We start from the raw sequence: 21,462 nt of genomic DNA on the forward strand, positions 1-21,462 counted from the left end.
AAAGCACAGCGCATTGGCAAACAAATAAATTATACCCAAAACCGGAGCCTGTGCACAAAAAAGCGCAAAAATGAGGTTTAATTATTTTTTAATGAGCTGTCCTCACTATTAATAATTTGCAGAATGATGTCGCCAGTTATTTAATAACACCCCCTGGTTCACAGATGAGTCCAGCAAGTACCTTTGTTATTGCAGAACGACAACATGAGTATAACGACAAGGATGAGCACTTTATTAAATGCACTTCTGAATTTTTTGCTAACCGCGGGATTTGATATCAGTCCATCCGCTCCAGAACATTACAGCAGAGAAAGCCTATCATGCTGAAGTACAGTCAAACCCCCGGCATCTTCAAACTTGAAGGCAACAGGCTTGGGCGTCCCTATCACCGCCTGCCGTCTTTATTTACGGGTAATTTTGACACAATCGAATCACATCTCGGAAACTATTTTCTTAAAAAACATCGCACCAATATCACTCTAAAAAAAATTAACTGCGAGATGGATGTGATAAATAAAAGCGCCGAACTGATGATCTCTCAGATGGGGCATCTGGCGTTTGATATCGATCGTTCACTACTGCTGACGCTGTTAGGTAATTTTTATGGGCTTGACGCATCGCTGACGGAAATAAACTCACAGGATAATTTACCGACCAAAACCGAGACCCGTCTGAAAAGCCGTCTGGCAATGGATATCGGCGCTCTTATCTTTAATAAAAATACCTCAGGGGTTCCGCTGGCGCTTAAGCTGGACAGCAGTACCGTACAGACGCACTGGGCGTATCAACTCACCTTCGTGCTGGGCGATAACGAAGATGGCGGCTTCCGGATTTTACTCGATGACGCCCACACCGATTATATTCTCAACCTGATTCGTCGCAGCGAACACAATCAGGGAAAACCAGCGGCGGATAAGGCCGCTGTCGCCGTTGAAAAAAAGAAGCTGGTCAAAGAGATCATTCATACCCTGCCGCTGAAAATGCAGGTGAAGATCGCTGAACTGCCGCTCAGCGTGGCCGATCTCGCCACCATCAGACCCGGCGATATTTTACCGTTTACGCTTCCCGACAGCTTTCCCGTTTCCATCGGGAAATCCGAATTATTTACCGCCCTGATCGTGGAGGATAAAGACAAGCTGTTTTTATCCGAGCTGATGAGCAAGACATCTGAGAAATCCTATGAGTAAGCAAGAAGATATTTTAGAGCAAGGTTTCGAACTCACCACCGAAGCCCCTGCCGCCCCGGCGAATTCCGCAACCGAAGCGCTGGTAACCCGCCTGGAGGATCGCTTTTCCGAATCCATGAGCCTGCTGAAGCGCATTCCCGTCACCCTGACTCTGGAAGTCTCTTCGGTGGAAATTATGCTGGCCGATCTGCTGAACATCGATGACGACACGGTGATTGAACTGGATAAACTCGCCGGGGAGCCGCTGGATATCAAGGTCAATAATATCCTGCTCGGCAAAGCGGAAGTGGTGGTGGTCAACGAAAAGTACGGCCTGCGCGTGCTTGAATTCAATACCCAAGAAATTAACGATCTGGCGCCATGAAACGGTCGGCTACACTTACGCTGGCGCTGGGCATCGCTCTGTTCGCCCTTTCCCCCTTCGCCTGCGCCCAGGGGGGCGAGATCCCCTTGCTGAACGTGGTCACCCACGGCGCCAGCCAGGAATATAGCGTCAAAATTCAGGTGCTGATCCTGATGACCCTCGTCGGGCTGCTGCCGACGCTGGTGCTGATGATGACCTGCTTCACCCGCTTCATTATCGTGCTCTCTCTGCTGCGCCAGGCGCTGGGCCTGCAGCAGACGCCGCCGAACCGCATACTGATCGGCATTGCGCTCTGCTTAACGATGCTGGTGATGCGCCCAATCTGGCTCAACATCTACGATCGCGCCGTCGTTCCGTTTGAAAATGACCAGATGACCCTCTCTGACGCCCTGAGCACCGCCGCCACGCCGCTGAAGCGCTTTATGCTGGCGCAAACCAACAAAAAGGCGATGGCGCAGATTATGACTATCGCCGACGTGAAAGGCGACGCCGCCGATCAGGATCTGACCATCGTGGTGCCTGCCTATGTGCTCAGCGAACTGAAAACCGCCTTTCAGATCGGCTTTATGATTTACATCCCGTTTCTGGTCATTGATCTGATTGTCGCCAGCGTCCTGATGGCGATGGGGATGATGATGCTGTCGCCGCTGATCGTCTCACTGCCCTTTAAGCTGATGCTGTTCGTACTTATCGACGGCTGGTCGCTGACCGTCGGCACGCTGACTTCCAGTATCCGCGGGCTGGGTCTGGGCTGAATGAGGCAACCATGCTAACTATCGATGTAGCAGCCGATATCGTCGCCAGCGGCATTAAGGTGGTGATTATTCTGGTAAGCCTGCTGGTGGTGCCAAGCCTGCTGGTCGGCCTGCTGGTCAGCATCTTTCAGGCGGTGACCCAGATTAACGAACAGACCCTCAGCTTTCTGCCGCGCCTGATCGTCACGCTGGTGGTGCTGGGAGTATGCGGAAAATGGATGATCGTCCAGCTGGACGATCTCTGTATTCATCTGTTCACCCAGGCCGCCACTCTGGTGCAATGAGATGCGCGAATCCGATATTACGCAGCTCGCCAACCTGGTACTGGGATTGTGGTTTCCCTTTGTGCGCATCATGGCGTTTATCCGCTACGTGCCGGTGTTTGATAACGCCGCGCTGACGATTCGCGTGCGCATCATTCTCTCTCTGGCGCTGGCGATCGTCATCACGCCGATGATCCCGCACCCTGTGCCCGACAGCCTGCTGTCCATGAACAGTCTGATTCTGACGGCAGAGCAGATCCTGTGGGGGATGCTGTTTGGCCTGATGTTTCAGTTTCTGTTTCTGGCGCTACAGCTGGCCGGTCAGATCCTCTCCTTTAATATGGGGATGAGCATGGCGGTGATGAACGATCCCGGCAGCGGCGCCTCAACGACGGTGCTGGCGGAGCTGATTAACGTCTATGCGGTGATCCTCTTTTTCGCGATGGACGGCCATCTGCTGCTGGTGAGCGTGCTGTATAAGGGGTTTACTTACTGGCCCATCGGCAACGCCCTGCATCCGCAAAGCCTGCGCACCCTCGCGCTGGCGTTCAGCTGGGTGCTGGGATCGGCGATGCTGCTGGCGCTGCCGACCACCTTCATTATGCTGATTGTGCAGGGCTGCTTCGGCCTGCTCAACCGCGTCGCGCCGCCGCTGAACCTCTATTCGCTGGGCTTTCCGATCAACATGCTGGCCGGACTTATCTGTTTCGCCACCCTGCTCTATAACCTGCCCGACCACTATCTGCACCTGGCGAACTTCATCTTAAAGCAGCTTGACGCGCTAAAGGGTCACTATGGCGGATAGCAGCAGCGAAGAAAAAACAGAAAAACCCTCGGCGCAAAAGCTGCGCAAAGCCAGGGAAGAAGGACAGATCCCGCGCTCAAAGGACATGGGGCTGGCGGCCAGCCTTTTTGCCGCCTTTATGGTCATCAGCAGCAGTTTTCCCTGGTATGAAGATTTCGTGCGCGAAAGCTTCGTCAGCGTCCATCAGTACGCGCAGGAGATTAATAACCCGGCGATCGTCGGACAGTTTTTGCAGCATCACCTGCTGATTATGGCGAAATTTATTCTCACCCTGCTGCCCATGCCCGCCGCGGCGCTGGCGGCGTCGTTAATTCCCGGCGGCTGGTTGTTCCTGCCGAAGAAGATGTTGCCCGACTTCAGCAAAGTGAATCCGCTGAAAGGCATTGGCCGCCTGTTTTCGGCGGAGCATCTGGTGGAAACCGGCAAGATGATGGTGAAAGCCGTGGTGATTCTGGTGATGCTGTGGCTGAGCCTGCGGAATAACTTCGCCTCGTTTCTCGGCCTGCAGGCGCTCTGGTTTAAACAGGCGGTCAGCGACGGCCTGGCGCTCTACAGCAGCGTAATGCGCAACTTCGTCATCCTGTTTGTTTTCTTTGCCGTTATCGACGTGCCGCTGGCGAAGAAGATGTTCACCAAAGGACTGAAGATGACAAAACAGGAGGTGAAGGAGGAGTACAAAAACCAGGAGGGTAAGCCCGAAGTGAAGGCCCGCGTGCGCCGTCTGCAACGACAGCTGGCGATGGGGCAGATCCGCAAGGTGGTGCCGAAAGCCGACGTAGTAATCACCAACCCGACCCACTACGCCGTGGCGCTCCAGTACGACCAGTCGCGCGCCGCCGCACCGTTTGTGGTGGCGAAAGGCACCGACGAAATCGCCCTCTATATCCGCCAGGTGGCGGCGGAAAGCCAGGTGGAGGTGGTGGAGTTTCCAAAGCTGGCGCGCTCCGTCTACTACACCACGCAGATTAACCAACAGATTCCCTTTCAGCTCTACCGGGCGATTGCCCATGTGCTGACCTATGTGTTGCAGATGAAGCACTGGCGTGACGGCACGCAGCCTCGTCCGTTGCTGAACAGACATATTTCCATTCCCAAAGAGGTTCTTAAACTGGATGCCGAAAACAATTAAGCAACTTATGGCGCTGCTGCGTAACGGCAACATCGGCGTGCCGCTGGTGATACTCAGTATCCTGGCGATGGTGATCCTGCCGCTGCCTCCGGCGCTGCTGGATATTCTGTTTACCTTTAACATCGTGCTTGCGGTGATGGTGCTGCTGGTCTCCGTTTCCGCCAGGCGTCCTCTCGAATTCAGCCTGTTCCCGACCATTCTGCTAATCACCACGCTGATGCGTCTGACGCTGAACGTCGCCTCTACCCGCGTGGTGCTGCTCCACGGTCATATGGGCGCAGGCGCCGCCGGTAAGGTGATTGAATCCTTCGGCCAGGTGGTGATTGGCGGCAACTTCGTCGTCGGTTTCGTGGTGTTCATCATCCTGATGATCATCAACTTCATCGTGGTGACCAAAGGGGCCGAGCGTATTTCCGAAGTCTCCGCCCGCTTTACCCTCGATGCGATGCCCGGCAAACAGATGGCGATCGACGCCGACCTCAACGCCGGGTTAATCAATCAGCAGCAGGCGCAGGCGCGACGCAAAGACGTCGCCAGCGAGGCCGACTTTTACGGCGCGATGGACGGCGCCTCAAAGTTTGTGCGCGGCGATGCCATCGCCGGGATGATGATTCTGGCGATCAACCTGATAGGCGGCGTGTGCATCGGTATTTTCAAATACGATCTCAGCGCTGAGGCCGCCTTCCAGCAGTACGTGCTGATGACCATCGGTGACGGTCTGGTGGCGCAGATCCCTTCCCTGCTACTCTCTACCGCCGCCGCGATTATCGTCACCCGCGTCAGCGATAATGGCGATATCTCCTCGGACGTTCGCAGCCAGCTGCTGGCCAGCCCTTCCGTACTCTATACCGCCACGACCATTATGCTCGTGCTGGCGGTAGTGCCGGGGATGCCGCACTTCCCGTTTCTGGTATTCAGCGGTCTGCTCGGCTTTACCGCCTGGCGCATGAGCAAGCGGCCTGCCGCCGCCGAAGCGGAGGAGAAGAGTCTCGAAACGCTGAGCAAAACCATTGCCGAAACCACCGAGCAGCAGGTTAGCTGGGAGACGATCCCGCTTATCGAACCCATTAGCCTGAGCCTGGGCTATAAGCTGGTTGCGCTGGTCGATAAAGCCAAAGGCAACCCGCTGACCCAACGTATTCGCGGCGTGCGCCAGGTAATCTCCGATACCAACGGGGTGCTGTTGCCGGAGATCCGCATCCGGGAAAACTTCCGCCTGAAGCCCAGCCAGTATGCGATTTTCATTAACGGCATTAAGGCCGACGAGGCGGATATCCCTTCCGATAAGCTGATGGCGCTGCCCTCCAGCGAAACCTACGGCGAGATCGACGGCATACTGGGCCACGATCCGGCCTACGGTATGCCGGTCACCTGGATCCAGCCGGCGCAAAAAGCGAAGGCGCTGAATATGGGCTATCAGGTGATCGACAGCGCCAGCGTTATCGCCACCCACGTCAACAAGGTGGTGCGCAGCTATATCCCGGAGTTGTTCAACTACGACGATATTACTCAGTTGCATAACCGCCTCTCCTCAATGGCGCCGAGGCTGGCGGAAGATCTCAGCGCCGCGCTGAACTACAGCCAGATGCTGAAGGTCTACCGCGCGCTGCTGACCGAAGGGGTTTCACTGCGCGATATTGTGACCATCGCGACCGTGCTGGTGGCAAGCAGCGCCGTGACCAAAGACCCGATTCTGCTTGCCGCCGACGTGCGTCTGGCCCTGCGCCGCAGCATTACCCATCCGTTTGTCCGCAAGGGCGAGCTGGCCGTCTATACCCTGAATAACGAGCTGGAAAACCTGCTGTCCAGCGTCGTGAACCAGGCGCAGCAGGCCGGAAAAGTGATGCTCGACAGCGTGCCGGTCGATCCGAATATGCTCAACCAGTTCCAGAACAATATGCCGCAGGTGAAAGAGCAGATGAAGGCGGCGGGTAAAGAGCCGGTGCTGCTGGTGGCGCCGCAGCTGCGGCCGCTGCTCGCGCGCTACGCCCGCCTGTTTGCGCCAGGGCTGCATGTGCTTTCGTATAACGAGGTGGCGGACGACCTGCAGCTGAAAATCATGGGTTCATTAAGTTAATTCCCCACTGACCGGCGGCTTAAGTTTCGCTTTGGGCCGCCGCTTTCAATCACTACCGGCGACCAGGATGGCCGTCGCGGAAATTTATCGTTTACAGGGAATGATTATGACGACGAAGAATGAAAGGAAAGGCCGGTCGCTTACCGCATCCGGCCAGCAGCACACCCACCGTCAGTGGCAAACATTCCGGGAATTTGTCCACCACCAGGAACAGAGCAAACGGCAGAACGGCCGGTATTATCGCCCCCCGACAGAGGACAATAGTACCGCAAACGAGGAAACTCACGCGCATCAGGCGTTATTTATCCCTCTGTCCGTACCGGTGGACGAGCTGATGGATCTTGTTTTCGCTGGCGTGATGCTGTTTATTTTTATCACCATGCTGCTGCTGTTCACCTATTAGATGATGGTTTCTTCCGTTAATATCCGGCGAGCGCCAAGATAGTGCGCCTGCCAGAAGGGATCGGCGAGATGGCTTACGCGGATCGTCTCCCCGGTGCGCGGCGATTCAATAAACTCTCCGTTCCCCAGATAGACCCCCATATGATCGGCAATCTCCCGGCTGTGCACGTGGAAAAAGAGCAAATCGCCGCGTCGCAGATCGCGATCCGCGACGATGGTCGCCCTGCGGTAGTGATACATCTCGTTAGCGGTGCGCGGTAATTTTGCGGCAAGGATTTTATTGTAGGCGTAAAACACCAGTCCGCTACAGTCAAACCCCTGCTCGGGGCTGGCGCCGCCCCACAGGTACGGTTTGCCCAGCTGCTGTTCAAGGCGGTGGATGGCGACTTCAGTCATATTATGCAGATGGTCGCTGCTGAGGAAATGACTGTTCTCCGCCAGCGCCCGCCAGCGGCTGTCGCTGGCCTTCAGCGGCCCCGGGAACCACTCCGGATGCTGTTTGATTAGCTGACGGTTATGCTGACGCAGCGCCCTTTTACTCGCCGCATCGCCTTCCACAATGTAATGCGCTTTTTTCTGCATCAGCGCGTGATATTTGCCGAGCAGCCGCTCACGGTTGCGCTGCCGCAGCTTAGCGGCATAGCTCTGATTGAGATGCGACGCCGGATGCTTAATTACCGCGGCGCAGTCAGGAGAAAAAACGACGCACAGCGAAAACAGCCCCGGCAGCATCAGCCGCGGCGCGAAGGAAGAAAACTTCACGTTGTATTACCAGGCAGAACAAAGTCGGTACAGTGTATCGTGAGGCAAAAACCGCCAGGCTTAATTCTCGATTATTAAAATATTAACCCAGTGGTATCAGCAGATTACTTATCGCGGTCCGTTTTCATCCCGAACCGCGTCTGACGGGGCGCAGGCGGCAGGTGACGAGCGGCATGAGGGTTTAATCGCGTTAACAACTGTAAACGCGACACGGAGGGCTTGCGAAAAAATGCCGTGGTGATAATGTGAGCGCTCGAAATGCAGAGTAGTCTGATTTTGGGTGCAGATTTTTGCCGTTCTGGCGTGTGTAATCGTTTTATCAAGGAACAAGCAGTATGCGTAAAATCGCATTATTTATTGCGATGCTTTTGATCCCGTGCGTCTCGTTTGCCGGTTTGCTGGGCAGCAGCAGCCCGACAACGCCGATCAGCAAAGAGTATAAGCAGCAGTTGATGGGCTCGCCGGTCTATATTCAGATCTTTAAAGAGGAACGCACGCTTGACCTCTACGTCAAGATGGGCGAACAGTATCAGCTACTCGACAGCTACAAAATTTGTAATTACTCCGGCGGACTCGGCCCGAAGCAGCGCCAGGGGGATTTTAAAAGCCCGGAAGGTTTTTACAGCGTTCAGCGTAATCAGCTGAAGCCGGACAGCCGTTTCTATAAAGCCATTAACATCGGTTTTCCCAACGCCTATGACCGCGCGCACGGTTATGAGGGAAAATACCTGATGATTCACGGCGCCTGCGTCTCCGTAGGCTGCTACGCCATGACCGACAGCGGTATTGACGAGATTTTCCAGTTCGTCACCGGCGCGCTGGTATTTGGTCAACCGAGCGTGCAGGTCAGCATCTACCCGTTCCGCATGACCGATGCCAATATGCAGCGCCATAAGTACTCGTATTACAAAGATTTCTGGACGCAGTTAAAGCCGGGATACGATTACTTTGAGCAGACCCGCAAGCCGCCGACCGTTTCCGTGGTCGATGGCCGTTACGTGGTCAGCAAGCCGTTGAGCCACGAAGTGGTCCAGCCGCAGCTGGCGTCAAACTATACGCTCCCCGAGACAAAATAACGCCCACTCGCCTGGCATAATTTTTTGCCAGGTTTCATTGCCCGTCAGCGGCTGCGTGGCCAGTACCGTGACCACATCGTTTGGTGTGGTCTGCGAGCTAAAGTCGATTTCCACATCCTGATCGAGCAGCGTCGCCACGCCAAACGGCGCCCGGCGGGTGATCCAGTGCAGATGGGTCGAGCAGTACGCCATCACATAGCGTCCATCCGACAGCAGCATATTAAACACCCCTTTCTCCCGCAGTTCGTCCGCCAGCGCGGCGATGTATCTGAACACCGCCGTCATATTGCCCGGCGTGCGCGGGTAGCGCTGGGTGAGCTTATGCAGCAGCCAGCAAAACGCCTTTTCGCTGTCGGTTTCGCCGACCGGACGAAAGTTTCCGGTTTCCAGCGATTTATATCCGCTAAGCTGCCCGTTATGAGCATAGGTCCAGTTGCGCCCCCACAGCTCGCGGGTAAAGGGATGGGTGTTTTCCAGCGCCACTTTCCCACGATTCGCCTGACGGATGTGGGCGACTACCGAACAGGATTTGATCGGATACTCCTGCACCAGCCTGGCGATGGGAGAGTTAAAGCCTGGCAGCGGATCTTTGAATGTGCGACAGCCTTTGCCTTCATAAAAGGTGATTCCCCAGCCATCTTTATGCGGCCCGGTTCCGCCGCCGCGCTGAACCAGTCCGGTAAAGCTAAAGCAAATATCGGTGGGCACATTGGCGCTCATCCCGAGCAGTTCGCACATATATCACCTGCCTTAAAACGTTTTTAAGCCTGATGGCGCTGCGCTTATCAGCGCCCGGATAAGACGCCTGGCGTCGCTATCCGGCAACGCTCAGTGAAATTATTTGACCATCTCTTTTTCAATTAACTGAATCAGGATATGGATCACTTTAATGTGAATTTCCTGAATACGGTCAGCGTAACCGAAGTGCGGAACGCGAATTTCAATATCAGCCGTGCCCGCCATTTTGCCGCCGTCTTTCCCGGTCAGGGCGATCACTTTCATCCCCTTTTCGCGCGCAGCGGCAATCGCTTTAATCACGTTGCCGGAATTGCCGGAAGTGGAAATGCCTAACAGTACATCCCCTTCACGCCCTACCGCCTCAACGTAACGAGAAAAAACATAGTCATAGCCGAAATCATTGCTCACGCAGGAGAGATGACTGACGTCGGAAATCGCAATCGCCGGATAGCCCGGACGGTTTTCACGGTAACGGCCGGTCAGTTCTTCCGCAAAGTGCATGGCGTCGCAGTGGGAGCCGCCGTTGCCACAGGAAAGAACCTTACCGCCCGCTTTAAAACTGTCTGCCAGCAGGACCGCCGCGCGCTGAATGGCGTGAATATTGGCGTCATCTTTTAAAAAGTTAGCCAGCGTCTCCGCCGCTTCGTTCAGTTCGTTACGAATAAGATCCTGGTACATGAGGATATCCTTCAGCATGAATGTAAAGACAGGAAGCAGTGTACCGGATAGCGGTACATGCGAGAAGCATAAGCCTGCATCTCGCGCATGGCTTTTGCGTTTTTGTGCCGCCTGAAACGGCAACAATGTGAGCTTTGTTGTAATTATTTTGTAAACACATTGATAAAAGAATTTACATCCACTACAACCATATCATCACAAGTGGTCAGACCTCCTACAAGCAAGGGAGCTTTTTGTTATGATGATTTTGAGTATTCTCGCGACAATCGTTCTGCTCGGCGCGCTGTTCTATCACCGCGTCAGCCTCTTACTCAGCAGCCTGATTCTGCTCGCCTGGACAGCTGCGCTGGGCGCAGCTGGCGTGTGGAATATCTGGCTGCTGGTCCCGCTGGCCATTATTCTGCTGCCGTTTAACCTCACGCCGATGCGTAAGTCGATGATATCCGTTCCGGTATTTCGCGGTTTTCGTAAGGTGATGCCGCCGATGTCGCGCACTGAAAAAGAAGCGATCGATGCCGGCACCACCTGGTGGGAGGGCGATCTGTTCCAGGGCAAACCGGACTGGAAAAAATTGCACAACTATCCGCAGCCGCGCCTGACCGCCGAAGAGCAGGCTTTTCTTGACGGCCCGGTGGAAGAAGCATGTCGGATGGCGAATGACTTTCAGATCACCCATGAGCTGGCCGATCTGCCGCCGGAGCTGTGGGCGTATCTGAAAGAGCACCGCTTCTTTGCGATGATCATTAAGAAAGAGTACGGCGGGCTGGAGTTCTCCGCATACGCTCAGTCCCGCGTGCTGCAAAAACTGTCCGGAGTCTCCGGGATCCTGGCGATCACCGTTGGCGTGCCAAACTCGTTAGGTCCGGGCGAGCTGCTGCAACATTACGGCACCCAGGAACAGAAAGATCATTATCTGCCCCGCCTCGCGCGCGGTCAGGAAATTCCCTGCTTCGCGCTGACCAGCCCGGAAGCAGGCTCCGATGCGGGCGCGATTCCGGATACCGGCATCGTCTGCATGGGCGAATGGCAGGGCCAGCAGGTGCTGGGGATGCGTCTGACCTGGAACAAACGTTATATCACCCTCGCGCCTATCGCCACGGTGCTGGGACTGGCGTTTAAGCTTTCCGACCCGGAAAAACTGCTGGGCGGTGAAGAAGAGCTGGGCATTACCTGCGCATTGATTCCGACCTCTACGCCGGGCGTGGAGATTGGCCGCCGTCACTTCCCGCTGAACGTGCCGTTCCAGAACGGTCCGACGCGCGGTAAAGATGTATTTGTGCCGATCGATTACATTATCGGCGGACCGAAAATGGCCGGTCAGGGCTGGCGTATGCTGGTGGAATGTCTGTCGGTCGGTCGCGGTATTACCCTGCCGTCAAACTCCACGGGCGGCCTGAAGTCCGTCGCGATGGCCACCGGCGCCTACGCCCATATTCGCCGTCAGTTCAAAATCTCCATCGGTAAGATGGAAGGAATTGAAGAGCCGTTAGCGCGCATTGCCGGTAACGCTTACGTCATGGACGCGGCAGCGACGCTGATTACCTATGGCATTATGCTCGGCGAGAAACCGGCGGTGCTGTCGGCGATTGTTAAGTATCACTGTACACACCGCGGTCAGCGTTCAATTATCGACGCGATGGATATTACTGGCGGTAAAGGCATTATGCTGGGCGAAAGCAACTTCCTCGCCCGCGCATACCAGGGGGCGCCGATCGCCATTACCGTGGAAGGGGCGAATATCCTCACCCGCAGCATGATGATCTTTGGTCAGGGAGCAATCCGCTGCCATCCGTATGTGCTTGAAGAAATGGCGGCGGCGCAAAACAACGATGTCAACGCCTTTGATAAACTGCTGTTCAAACATATCGGTCACGTCGGCAGTAATACGGTGCGCAGCTTCTGGCTCGGCCTGACCCGCGGTCTTACCAGCGCCTCGCCGACCGGCGATGCGACAAAACGCTACTACCAGCATCTTAACCGTCTGAGCGCGAACCTGGCGCTGCTGTCGGATGTATCGATGGCGGTGCTCGGCGGCAGTCTGAAGCGTCGTGAGCGGATCTCGGCGCGTCTGGGCGATGTACTGAGCCAGCTGTATCTGGCTTCGGCGGTCCTGAAGCGTTATGACGACGAAGGCCGTCATGAAGCCGACCTGCCGCTGGTTCACTGGGGCGTTCAGGATGCGTTATACCAGGCAGAACAGGCAATGGACGATCTGTTACAGAACTTCCCGAACCGCCTGGTGGCGGGTCTGCTGAACGCCGCGCTCTTCCCGACTGGCCGTCACTATCTGGCGCCGTCTGACAAGCTGGATCACAAAGTGGCGAAAATACTCCAGGTGCCGAGCGCGACCCGCGACCGTATTGGCCGCGGTCAGTATCTGAAACCGAGCGAGCATAATCCGCCGGGTCTGCTGGAAGAGGCGCTGCGGGATGTCATGGCCGCCGAACCTGTCCACCAGCGGATCTGTAAAGAGATTGGCAAAAACCTGCCCTTCACCCGTCTGGATGAACTGGCGCAGAATGCCCTGGCGAAAGGCTTAATCGATAAAGAGGAAGCGGCCATTCTGGTCAAAGCGGAAGAGAGCCGTCTGCGCAGCATTAACGTTGATGATTTCGACGCCGATGCGCTGGCGACGCAGCCGGTAAAGCTGCCGGAGAAAGTGCGTAAAGTCGAAGCCGCCTGACGCCTTCGCTTCACCATACAGCCCCGCCTGGCGGGGCTTTTTATTGCCTGTTTTTCCTGAAAGCGCGTGCTACAGTGTCAAAACGCTGTTCAACGAGGAGTTCCGATCGTGCCTGGTTTGAAAATTACGCTGTTGCAACAACCGCTGGCGTGGCTGGATGGTCCGGCTAATTTGCGTCATTTTGATCGTCAGCTGGAACTGATTACCGGACGCGACCTGATTGTTTTACCGGAGATGTTCACCACCGGCTTCGCCATGGAGGCGGCGCAGAATTCGCTTTCTCAGCAGGCGCTGAGCGGGTGGATGCGGGAAAAAGCGCAACAGTGCAATGCGATGATTGCCGGGAGCGCGGCCCTGCAAACGTCCTCTGGCGCGGTCAATCGCTTTTTGCTGGTGGAACCGCAGGGCGAAATACATTTTTACGACAAGCGCCATCTGTTCCGGATGGCCGATGAGCATCGCCATTACCTGCCGGGTAACCGCCGGGTGGTGGTCGAATGGCGCGGCTGGCGAATCCTGCCGCAGGTCTGTTACGACCTGCGCTTTCCGGTGTGGTCGCGCAATCTCAATGACTACGATCTGGCGCTGTACGTCGCCAACTGGCCCGCTCCCCGTTCGCTGCACTGGCAGACGCTGTTGAGCGCGCGCGCCATTGAAAACCAGGCGTATGTGGCAGGCTGCAACCGCGTCGGTACGGACGGCAACGGCCATCACTATCGCGGCGACAGCCGGGTGATCAATCCCCAGGGTGAAGTCATCGCCACCGCGGACGCGCATCAGGCAACGCGCATTGATGCCGAGCTGTCGCTGAGCGCGCTTAAAGAGTATCGGGAGAATTTTCCGGCCTGGCAGGATGCCGACGGGTTTACGCTGCGATAATTTTTGCGACGCGGAAACGACGGAATGCCGGTCGCTGACTGCATATTGCTCAGGTGAACCCTTTCACGTGGTCGAATGAAAGGCGGTATCCGGCACAGAAAAGTATCGAATGGATAAAAATGACATTATTGAGTTCATCCAGCTGTTTTTTCCCGAGAGTAAAATTAATAAAAATAGAATCAGAGCAAATAATTACCGTCAGGTTATGTTGCTTAATTAGCTGGCTATAATGACAAGCTATATTTTTCTGAGGGATTACTCACTCATTATTGAGCCAGTAATTTATTGTTGAATAAAATATACGCCCCCCGTCAAAAACCAGAAAAAACAATTAATTGTCAGGGGGGAGAGAGTAAAAACGTTTCTTTTGCAAGTCTGTGTTTATTGTTTCTTCTGGTCCGTTGATAAACAGTATATCAACCAGATTATACTTCTTTTGAAATGTTGGCGGCAAGGTTGTTAACTAATATACGGAAACTCCCACGCAAGAGTCGGGTCAGTTTCTTTCACTGTTAATTCAAAAACAACAGGAGGTAAGATATGTTAGCATTTCTGAAAAAACATAGAATCGCTACAGCTGTATTTTCCGTTGTGCTCTTGTCTGCGTCAGCAACAGCTCCGGCTTATGCGCTTGCCTGCATAGCTACAGGAAAAGGGGCGAGTGAATGCGCGGATGTATGTAAATGGACAGCTCTCGCACCATGGACTTTTTTACCCTGTTTGTGATGGTTTGAATAACTAACAGGGTGCCCGGTGAACAAAATCTCCGGGTACCCTGTCCACATATTGAAAGCTATTAATTAAAAGATAACCTTACTCACATTCAAATAAATATTTCAGTGTGTCATTTATTGAATTCCAAAATTAACTATTACGGGGATGCGTCATAAGTTAAAGAAACCTCAAAGACTTACGCTATCAATTAAAAAAACTTAACCATCAACAAACCAGGAGGATTTGAATCGAAAAAAATCAATTACTTTATAAAAATGCGTGGAGTAATGGAATATTCTGCCCGTTCAAAATGGAAAATGTATATACCTGACGTTATATTAACGAAGCGGAGAAAGAATCATGAATAAGTTAATTATTTCTGTAATATTACTCTCTGGTGTTATGGCCTCAGAAGTATTTGCATGTACTCAGGCAGGTTTTTCAGACGCTCAGTGCCAGAAGGTTTGTGCACCTTATTCCTCGGTAAGCGGGGGGGCGCATGGGGCCTGCATGTTCGGGAGTACGCGGAATTAACATAGCTCTATGCAGTCCAAAACAATATGAGTGCGTCCCTTCAAGGGGCGCACTTAAAATGACGAGATGAGAAATAACCTGTCCGACGCTTTCCCGGATCAGCCGGAGCAAGCCAGACGGCAACGGCATACCAGATGACATACCGAAAAATGCACACATAAAAAAGGCCATGCTAATCAATAGCATGGCCTCAAATAGTGGCGGAACGGACGGGACTCGAACCCGCGACCCCCTGCGTGACAGGCAGGTATTCTAACCAACTGAACTACCGCTCCGCGTTGTGTTCCTCTCGGGAACGAAGCGCATATTACGGATTGCCATCCACCTCGTCAACGCTTTTTCTCGCGTTTTTAATCGTTTGCTGTAAAAATCGCCCGAACGATGATTTTTACAGCATTAACGCGCCGCCTTAGGCCCGCCAGAGGCAACTTCCGCCCTTTTTCTCCACCAGATCGAGACGCGCCTCATGGGCGGCCACCTCCTCATCGCTGGCGAAAACAACGCGTAATTTGCGGGCCTGACGTACAAGGCGCTGGATTGTCTCCTCACCCTGCTGCTGCTGCGTCTCCCCTTCCATCGCAAACGTCATTGATGTCTGTCCGCCGGTCATCGCCAGATAGACGTCGGCGAGGATCTGGGCATCGAGCAGTGCGCCGTGCAGCGTACGCTTGCTGTTATCTATCTCATAGCGCGAGCAGAGCGCGTCAAGGCTGTTACGCTTGCCGGGAAACATCTTTCTCGCCAACGCCAGGCTATCGGTGACTTTACAGAAGCTGCTGGTTTTCGGGATGTCGCGATTGAGCTTACTGAACTCGTAGTCCATAAAGCCGATATCAAACGAAGCGTTATGAATCACCAGCTCGGCGCCGCGAATATAGTCAAGAAATTCATCCGCTACGTCTGCAAACGTCGGCTTATCCAGCAGGAATTCATCCGCAATGCCGTGGACGCCGAACGCTTCCGGGTCCACCAGCCGGTCGGGCTTCAGATAAATGTGAAAGTTATTGCCCGTCAAACGCCGGTTCACGACCTCCACGGCGCCGATCTCAATAATCTTATGCCCTTCATAGTGCGCGCCAATCTGGTTCATACCGGTGGTTTCGGTATCCAGGACGATCTGTCGTGTAATTGCAGTGCTCATAGCGGTCATTTATGTCAGACTTGTCGTTTACGGTTCGATTCAATTACAGGAAGTCTACCAGAGATGCTTAAACAGGTAGAAATTTTCACCGATGGCTCCTGTCTGGGGAATCCAGGTCCCGGGGGTTATGGTGCGATTTTACGCTATCGCGGGCGCGAAAAAACCTTCAGCGAAGGCTATACCCTCACCACCAATAATCGCATGGAGCTGATGGCGACCATCGTCGCGCTGGAGGCACTGAAAGAACATTGCGAAGTCATTTTAAGCACCGACAGCCAGTACGTGCGCCAGGGGATCACCCAGTGGATCCACAACTGGAAAAAACGCGGCTGGAAAACCGCCGAGAAAAAGCCGGTAAAAAATGTCGATCTCTGGAAGCGTCTGGATGCCGCGCTCGGTCAGCATCAGATCAAATGGGAATGGGTAAAAGGCCACGCCGGTCATCCGGAAAACGAACGCTGCGATGAACTGGCCCGCGCGGCCGCCATGAACCCTACGCAGGAAGATATCGGCTATCAGGTCGAAGCCTGATCGTCCGGCTTGCGATATTGCCGGGTCGCCCCAACGGCCTGGGGAATGCGCGCTTTGGCCTTGCTTTGTTTCATCGGGTTCAGCGTAAGTGGAATGGTCCGCTTACGCGCCACAATCAGCTGCATACAGCCCAGCGCGGGAAGGTGCGCGCTCAGCATTTTTCCGCCATTCTTTTTCCACGGCAACACGTGAAAGCGGCTGTAGTGCAGCACTTCAAAATTGAGTAATGACAGCCAGTCCAGCTGACGCATCAGGGTAAACATTCGACTATTATAAGGCGGAGTTTTGCGCAGCACCGGCACCAGCTTACGCAGCCCCATCAGGCTCACCGGGTTAAACCCGCTCAGCACCAGCCAACCGTCATCAATCAGCACGCGATCGGCCTCGCGCAGTAAACGATGCGGATCCGTACACCAGGGCAGCGCGTGCGCCAGCAGGCACACATCGACTGACTTTGGCGCAAAAGGAAGAAAAAGCGGATCGGCCTGAACCTGGACGGGCGAACCGCCGATCGACACGCTAACCTGATGAGACACCGCGCAGGCTTCCGAGTTGATTTCCGCACTCAAATTGCCCACTTTAAGCAGGTGAAAACCATACATTTTGGCGAACCACGGGTTAAGCTGCTGTTCCAGCGCCTGCCGATAGTATTCGCCCCAGGGCATATCGCCCCAGCGTTCAGGAGCGACGACTGTTTTCGGGTTCCTTGCCGGTTTCATCACAACCATCCGTTACGCATTGAGAGGTAATTTATGAATCTTAACAGTATTCCGGCATTTCAGGACAATTACATCTGGGTTCTGAGCGATAACCAGAGCCGATGCCTGATCGTCGACCCGGGCGATGCCGCCCCGGTGTTGCAGGCTATCGCTGAAAATCAGTGGCAGCCAGAGGCCATTTTGCTCACCCACCATCATCACGATCATGTGGGCGGCGTGAAGGCGCTGGTGCAGAAGTTCCCACATCTTGTGGTGTATGGGCCAGCAGAAACGCAAGATAAAGGGGCGACCCGGATAGTCAATGATGGCGATTCCATTCTCATTCTGGGGCATGAATTTCGAATTTTTGCCACGCCCGGTCACACTTCAGGACATATCTGCTACTTCAGTCACCCTTATCTTTTCTGCGGAGATACGCTGTTTTCCGGTGGCTGCGGTCGCCTGTTTGAGGGCACGGCAAGCCAGATGTATCAGTCACTTAAAAAAATAGCTGCGCTTCCTGACGATACGTTAATTTGTTGTGCGCATGAGTATACATTAGCGAATATGAAGTTTGCCCTTAGCATACTTCCGCACGATTCGTTCATAAATGATTATTACCTAAAAGTTAATGAGTTACGGGCAAAAAAACAAATGACACTCCCCGTAATTCTGAAAAATGAGCGACAAAATAATATTTTTTTGCGAACAGAAGATGCTGATCTAATTAAAGAAATCAACAAAGAAACAATATTGCAACAACCTGAGCAGCGTTTTGCATGGTTAAGGTCAAAGAAAGACAGCTTCTGACAATTCCGGGTTGCCTTTTCAAAACTTCGCCGTTATGATCGGTCGTCTTTTAAGCAACTATTGACACACACATGAAGGCAAAAGCGATATTACTCGCCTCTGTCCTGCTTGTGGGTTGCCAGTCGTCTCAGCACGCAGGCAACGTCCAACAGCACGCACAGAGCCTTTCTGCAGCTGGTCAAGGGGAAGCAGGAAAGTTTACGAGTCAGGCACGATGGATGGACGATGGGACGTCCCTCGCGCCGGATCAGGACTTGTGGGCTTTCATTGGCGACGAGCTAAAGATGGGAATTCCGGAAAATGACCGGATTCGCGAACAGAAACAGAAGTATTTACGCAATAAGAGCTATCTCCACGATGTAACTTTACGGGCAGAGCCGTATATGTACTGGATAGCCGGGCAGGTTAAAAAACGTAACATGCCTATGGAACTGGTACTACTACCCATAGTGGAGAGCGCTTTTGATCCTCACGCGACGTCTGGCGCCAATGCCGCAGGCATCTGGCAGATCATACCGAGCACGGGGCGCAATTATGGGTTAAAACAGACCCGCAGCTATGATGCGCGTCGCGACGTTGTGGCCTCCACAACCGCAGCGCTCAACATGATGCAGCGTCTGAACAAAATGTTTGATGGCGACTGGCTACTGACCGTTGCGGCGTATAACAGCGGCGAAGGTCGGGTCATGAAGGCGATTAAAACGAACAAGGCGCGTGGTAAATCCACCGACTTCTGGTCGTTGCCGTTGCCGCGTGAAACGAAGCTGTACGTCCCTAAAATGCTGGCCCTGAGTGATATTCTCAAGAACAGCAAGCGCTACGGCGTAAACCTGCCAACGCCGGATGAAAGCCGCGCTCTGGCGCGTGTACGCCTGAACAGCCCGGTTGAAATGGCGCAGGTTGCGGATATGGCGGGTATGCCTGTCAGCAAGCTGAAGACCTTTAACGCTGGCGTGAAAGGGTCTACGCTGGGCCTCAGCGGTCCGCAGTATGTGATGGTGCCAAAGAAGCATGCAGCGCAACTGCGTGAATCTCTGGCTTCAGGCGAGATTGCCGCCGTGCAGTCGACGCTGATCGCCGACAACAGCCCGCTGAACAGCCGCAGCTATACCGTTCGCTCCGGCGATACGCTTTCCGGCATTGCATCACGTCTCGGCGTGAGCACCAAAGATCTCCAGCAGTGGAACAAACTGCGCGGATCGTCGCTGAAAGTGGGTCAAAGCCTGACGGTTGGCGCAGGCAGCAGCGCGCAGCGACTGGCTAACAATAGCGACAGTATTACCTATCGCGTACGTAAAGGCGATTCGCTTTCCAGCATCGCCAGACGTCACGGCGTGAACATCAAAGATGTGATGCGCTGGAACAGCGATACGGCAAATCTGCAGCCGGGCGACCAGCTGACGCTGTTTGTAAAGAACAGCAGCGCGCCGGACTCCTGAGCGCATCTGTAAATTAAAGGCACTGGTTTCCCCCCAGTGCCTTTTTTATTTACGCCGCTTTGTGCGCTTCGACCATGATCGTGTCGCTGGAAAACGAACCGTCATCCTGTAATCCGAAGTACGCTTTCACCTCCGTGGAGGCGCTCTCCTGATAGATACGAATAGCGTCAACCAGCGCGGCAGGCGTTCGCATTCTCGCCACCCATGAGCTAAATTCCAGCGCCATACGGTCAGTTACCACGCTATCCGTTATCAGGTTTGCCTCGTTGATCAATGACAGCCATTCACCGCTGGAATAATTACGCACATGCGAAGTGTCGCGTAACGCTTCGACGGTCTGTAACCAGATATCGCGCACCGGATGCCCGGGCGACATGATATCCATTACAATCAGCACGCCGCCCGGCTTTAATACCCGATTAACTTCCCGCAGCGCCTGCCCGACATCATGCCAGTGATGAGCGGAATAACGGCTGATGACGATGTCGAAAGCGCCCGCCTCGAATGGCAGACTTTCAGCATACCCCTGACGGGTGACGATATTAGTTAACCCCCTCTCCTGTGCCGCCTGAGCAACCACCTCGAGCATCTGAGCGGATAAATCATATGCCACCACCTGATTTACCTTCTGTGCAGCAACGAAGCTGGCATGGCCGGCGCCGCAGCCCATATCCAGTACGCGTGCAGAAGGAGAAGAAGACAGGCGTTCGGCCAGTCGCGTTAAGTCGCGGCCGGATGCGTGTACTGCACTGGTTAAATAGGCGCTGGCCTGTGAGCCAAACTGTTTTTCAACGTTGTCGTGGTGGGAGTGTGTTGTCATTATGCTGTCCTTTGGTTGTTTGCAGGATAAAGGGCAGCCGCGAAAGGTCTGCCCCAACGGCAGACCTGACTCACCTTATGGATCGGGTTTGCCGGGACTGAATTCAACGAGTAGCGGATTATGATCGGACGCGCGGGTGACCAGTACTGAAGCCTCGCTGACGTTCAGACCACGATAAAAGACAAAATCCAGCGGACGACCAAACGCGCGGCGGCGCTGATCGTCAGTAAAACGCACCTGACGAAGGGACATCTCACGCGCAAAACGGTACAGCGCATTCATTCGACGTCGACTCCAGGCGTTAAAATCACCGGCCATGATTACCGGGCCGCTGTGGTGGGCTATCTGGTCACCGATTGGTAGTAACTGCTTACTGTACACATCGACCCCCAGACTAAAGTTAACGGCATGGATGTTCACGACCATCAGCAGGCGCGTATCCGGTAACGGGTAGACCGTCACCAGCGCGGACTTCGCCAGTCGCAGGATAGGCTCACGCTCGCGCAGCGGGCAGCAGTACACCGGATGCGCGGCGGAAAGCGTCATCACGCCGGAGGGGTGCTGCGGCAATACAAATGCCGGCACCTGATCGGCCGCCAGGTAGTTAGTGGTCGCAAACTGCACTAACTCCGGCGTGGTCTGCGCTTCCTGTAATAACACCAGGTGCGCGTCTTTACCATAATTTTTCAGCACCGAAAGCCACTCTGCTCGCTGCTGCTTAAAAATATTCCACACCAGAATGCGAATACGATCTTCACTACTTAACGGCGCCCCGGCAGGTAATGCCTGGCCAATACCCGAAAACGACCCGGGCGGCAAAATCCGCTCTGCGGGCTGTCCGGCAACGTAGCGCATGGCATAGGTGTTTTTTCGCACTTTTGACTTCAAACCTCTGTTACGTCAACCAGTCCGAAAGCGGACTGGTACTTCTGTTATAGGGATTTTAGCTCACACTTTCAACGACCAATTACTCTTTG

General features: G+C 54.3%; 21 protein-coding genes and 1 tRNA gene. 14 read left to right on the top strand and 8 right to left on the bottom strand.

Going from position 1 to position 21,462, the window contains the following annotated elements:
* The first annotated feature begins 320 nt into the window (after window positions 1-320).
* From K7R23_RS25385 to K7R23_RS25420, 8 genes are all read left to right on the top strand, one after another.
* A complete protein-coding gene (locus K7R23_RS25385; RefSeq protein ID WP_012904611.1) occupies window positions 321-1,187 on the top strand; it encodes a FliM/FliN family flagellar motor switch protein in 867 nt (288 codons plus the stop codon).
* On the top strand, window positions 1,180-1,551 hold the full coding sequence (locus tag K7R23_RS25390) for a FliM/FliN family flagellar motor switch protein (protein ID WP_012904610.1): 372 nt from the start codon (window positions 1,180-1,182) through the stop codon (window positions 1,549-1,551). The genes K7R23_RS25385 and K7R23_RS25390 overlap by 8 nt, the downstream gene beginning before the upstream one ends.
* A complete protein-coding gene (gene fliP, locus K7R23_RS25395) occupies window positions 1,548-2,306 on the top strand; it encodes a flagellar type III secretion system pore protein FliP (protein WP_012904609.1) in 759 nt (252 codons plus the stop codon). Before K7R23_RS25390 ends, fliP begins: the two co-directional genes overlap by 4 nt.
* Before the next feature lie 11 nt (window positions 2,307-2,317).
* On the top strand, window positions 2,318-2,590 hold the full coding sequence (locus K7R23_RS25400) for a flagellar biosynthetic protein FliQ (RefSeq protein WP_012904608.1): 273 nt from the start codon (window positions 2,318-2,320) through the stop codon (window positions 2,588-2,590).
* A gap of 1 nt (window position 2,591) precedes the next feature.
* Window positions 2,592-3,374, top strand: coding sequence for a flagellar biosynthetic protein FliR (locus tag K7R23_RS25405; RefSeq protein ID WP_012904607.1), 783 nt, complete (start codon window positions 2,592-2,594; stop codon window positions 3,372-3,374).
* Complete coding sequence (flhB, locus tag K7R23_RS25410; RefSeq protein WP_012904606.1) at window positions 3,364-4,503, top strand: flagellar biosynthesis protein FlhB; 1,140 nt, start codon at window positions 3,364-3,366, stop codon at window positions 4,501-4,503. Before K7R23_RS25405 ends, flhB begins: the two co-directional genes overlap by 11 nt.
* The gene (gene flhA / locus K7R23_RS25415; RefSeq protein WP_012904605.1) at window positions 4,487-6,580 is read left to right on the top strand and encodes a flagellar biosynthesis protein FlhA; all 2,094 of its coding nucleotides are present in this window, start codon (window positions 4,487-4,489) and stop codon (window positions 6,578-6,580) included. The genes flhB and flhA overlap by 17 nt, the downstream gene beginning before the upstream one ends.
* 106 nt (window positions 6,581-6,686) lie before the next feature.
* The gene (locus tag K7R23_RS25420; protein ID WP_148222055.1) at window positions 6,687-6,983 is read left to right on the top strand and encodes a hypothetical protein; all 297 of its coding nucleotides are present in this window, start codon (window positions 6,687-6,689) and stop codon (window positions 6,981-6,983) included.
* On the opposite strand, the gene K7R23_RS25425 is transcribed toward K7R23_RS25420, so the two are convergent.
* Complete coding sequence (locus K7R23_RS25425; RefSeq protein WP_042623030.1) at window positions 6,980-7,714, bottom strand: C40 family peptidase; 735 nt, start codon at window positions 7,712-7,714, stop codon at window positions 6,980-6,982. The two genes, K7R23_RS25420 and K7R23_RS25425, sit on opposite strands and share 4 nt — an antisense overlap.
* 365 nt (window positions 7,715-8,079) lie before the next feature.
* Between K7R23_RS25425 and dpaA the strand changes: the two genes are divergently transcribed.
* Complete coding sequence (gene dpaA, locus K7R23_RS25430) at window positions 8,080-8,820, top strand: peptidoglycan meso-diaminopimelic acid protein amidase (protein ID WP_012904603.1); 741 nt, start codon at window positions 8,080-8,082, stop codon at window positions 8,818-8,820.
* Here the strand turns inward: dpaA and K7R23_RS25435 are convergent.
* Window positions 8,791-9,558: a class II glutamine amidotransferase gene (locus tag K7R23_RS25435; protein WP_012904602.1), complete on the bottom strand. Its 768-nt coding sequence runs from the start codon at window positions 9,556-9,558 to the stop codon at window positions 8,791-8,793. The two genes, dpaA and K7R23_RS25435, sit on opposite strands and share 30 nt — an antisense overlap.
* 99 nt (window positions 9,559-9,657) lie before the next feature.
* Window positions 9,658-10,236 (bottom strand): D-sedoheptulose 7-phosphate isomerase, encoded by a 579-nt coding sequence (gene lpcA / locus K7R23_RS25440; protein ID WP_012904601.1) that lies wholly within the window; start codon window positions 10,234-10,236, stop codon window positions 9,658-9,660.
* Window positions 10,237-10,474: 238 nt separating this feature from the next.
* Here lpcA and fadE point away from each other — a divergent pair, with 238 nt between their 5' ends.
* Both fadE and K7R23_RS25450 read left to right on the top strand, forming a co-directional pair.
* Window positions 10,475-12,919 carry an acyl-CoA dehydrogenase FadE gene (fadE, locus tag K7R23_RS25445; RefSeq protein WP_012904600.1) on the top strand — a complete coding sequence of 815 codons (2,445 nt, stop codon included), beginning with the start codon at window positions 10,475-10,477 and terminating at the stop codon, window positions 12,917-12,919.
* Between the two features lie 108 nt (window positions 12,920-13,027).
* Window positions 13,028-13,798 (top strand): amidohydrolase, encoded by a 771-nt coding sequence (locus K7R23_RS25450; RefSeq protein ID WP_012904599.1) that lies wholly within the window; start codon window positions 13,028-13,030, stop codon window positions 13,796-13,798.
* Window positions 13,799-15,244: 1,446 nt separating this feature from the next.
* On the opposite strand, the gene K7R23_RS25455 is transcribed toward K7R23_RS25450, so the two are convergent.
* Window positions 15,245-15,321, bottom strand: a tRNA-Asp gene (locus K7R23_RS25455).
* A gap of 134 nt (window positions 15,322-15,455) precedes the next feature.
* Window positions 15,456-16,187, bottom strand: coding sequence for a DNA polymerase III subunit epsilon (gene dnaQ, locus K7R23_RS25460; RefSeq protein ID WP_012904598.1), 732 nt, complete (start codon window positions 16,185-16,187; stop codon window positions 15,456-15,458).
* A 63-nt stretch (window positions 16,188-16,250) separates the two neighbouring features.
* On the opposite strand from dnaQ, the gene rnhA reads away from it, so the two are divergent.
* Complete coding sequence (gene rnhA / locus K7R23_RS25465; RefSeq protein WP_012904597.1) at window positions 16,251-16,718, top strand: ribonuclease HI; 468 nt, start codon at window positions 16,251-16,253, stop codon at window positions 16,716-16,718.
* Here rnhA and K7R23_RS25470 read toward each other — a convergent pair.
* On the bottom strand, window positions 16,703-17,437 hold the full coding sequence (locus K7R23_RS25470; protein WP_012904596.1) for a class I SAM-dependent methyltransferase: 735 nt from the start codon (window positions 17,435-17,437) through the stop codon (window positions 16,703-16,705). The genes rnhA and K7R23_RS25470 overlap by 16 nt on opposite strands.
* 33 nt (window positions 17,438-17,470) lie before the next feature.
* Here K7R23_RS25470 and gloB point away from each other — a divergent pair, with 33 nt between their 5' ends.
* A complete protein-coding gene (gene gloB, locus K7R23_RS25475; RefSeq protein WP_012904595.1) occupies window positions 17,471-18,226 on the top strand; it encodes a hydroxyacylglutathione hydrolase in 756 nt (251 codons plus the stop codon).
* A gap of 71 nt (window positions 18,227-18,297) precedes the next feature.
* A complete protein-coding gene (mltD, locus tag K7R23_RS25480) occupies window positions 18,298-19,665 on the top strand; it encodes a murein transglycosylase D (protein WP_012904594.1) in 1,368 nt (455 codons plus the stop codon).
* 49 nt (window positions 19,666-19,714) lie between these two features.
* Here mltD and K7R23_RS25485 read toward each other — a convergent pair whose 3' ends face one another.
* The gene (locus tag K7R23_RS25485; RefSeq protein ID WP_012904593.1) at window positions 19,715-20,485 is read right to left on the bottom strand and encodes a class I SAM-dependent methyltransferase; all 771 of its coding nucleotides are present in this window, start codon (window positions 20,483-20,485) and stop codon (window positions 19,715-19,717) included.
* Between the two features lie 75 nt (window positions 20,486-20,560).
* Window positions 20,561-21,361 carry an endonuclease/exonuclease/phosphatase family protein gene (locus K7R23_RS25490; protein ID WP_012904592.1) on the bottom strand — a complete coding sequence of 267 codons (801 nt, stop codon included), beginning with the start codon at window positions 21,359-21,361 and terminating at the stop codon, window positions 20,561-20,563.
* Window positions 21,362-21,462: the final 101 nt, after the last annotated feature.

The sequence above is a fragment of the Citrobacter rodentium NBRC 105723 = DSM 16636 genome (assembly GCF_021278985.1).
Taxonomy (GTDB): Bacteria; Pseudomonadota; Gammaproteobacteria; order Enterobacterales; family Enterobacteriaceae; genus Citrobacter_A; species Citrobacter_A rodentium.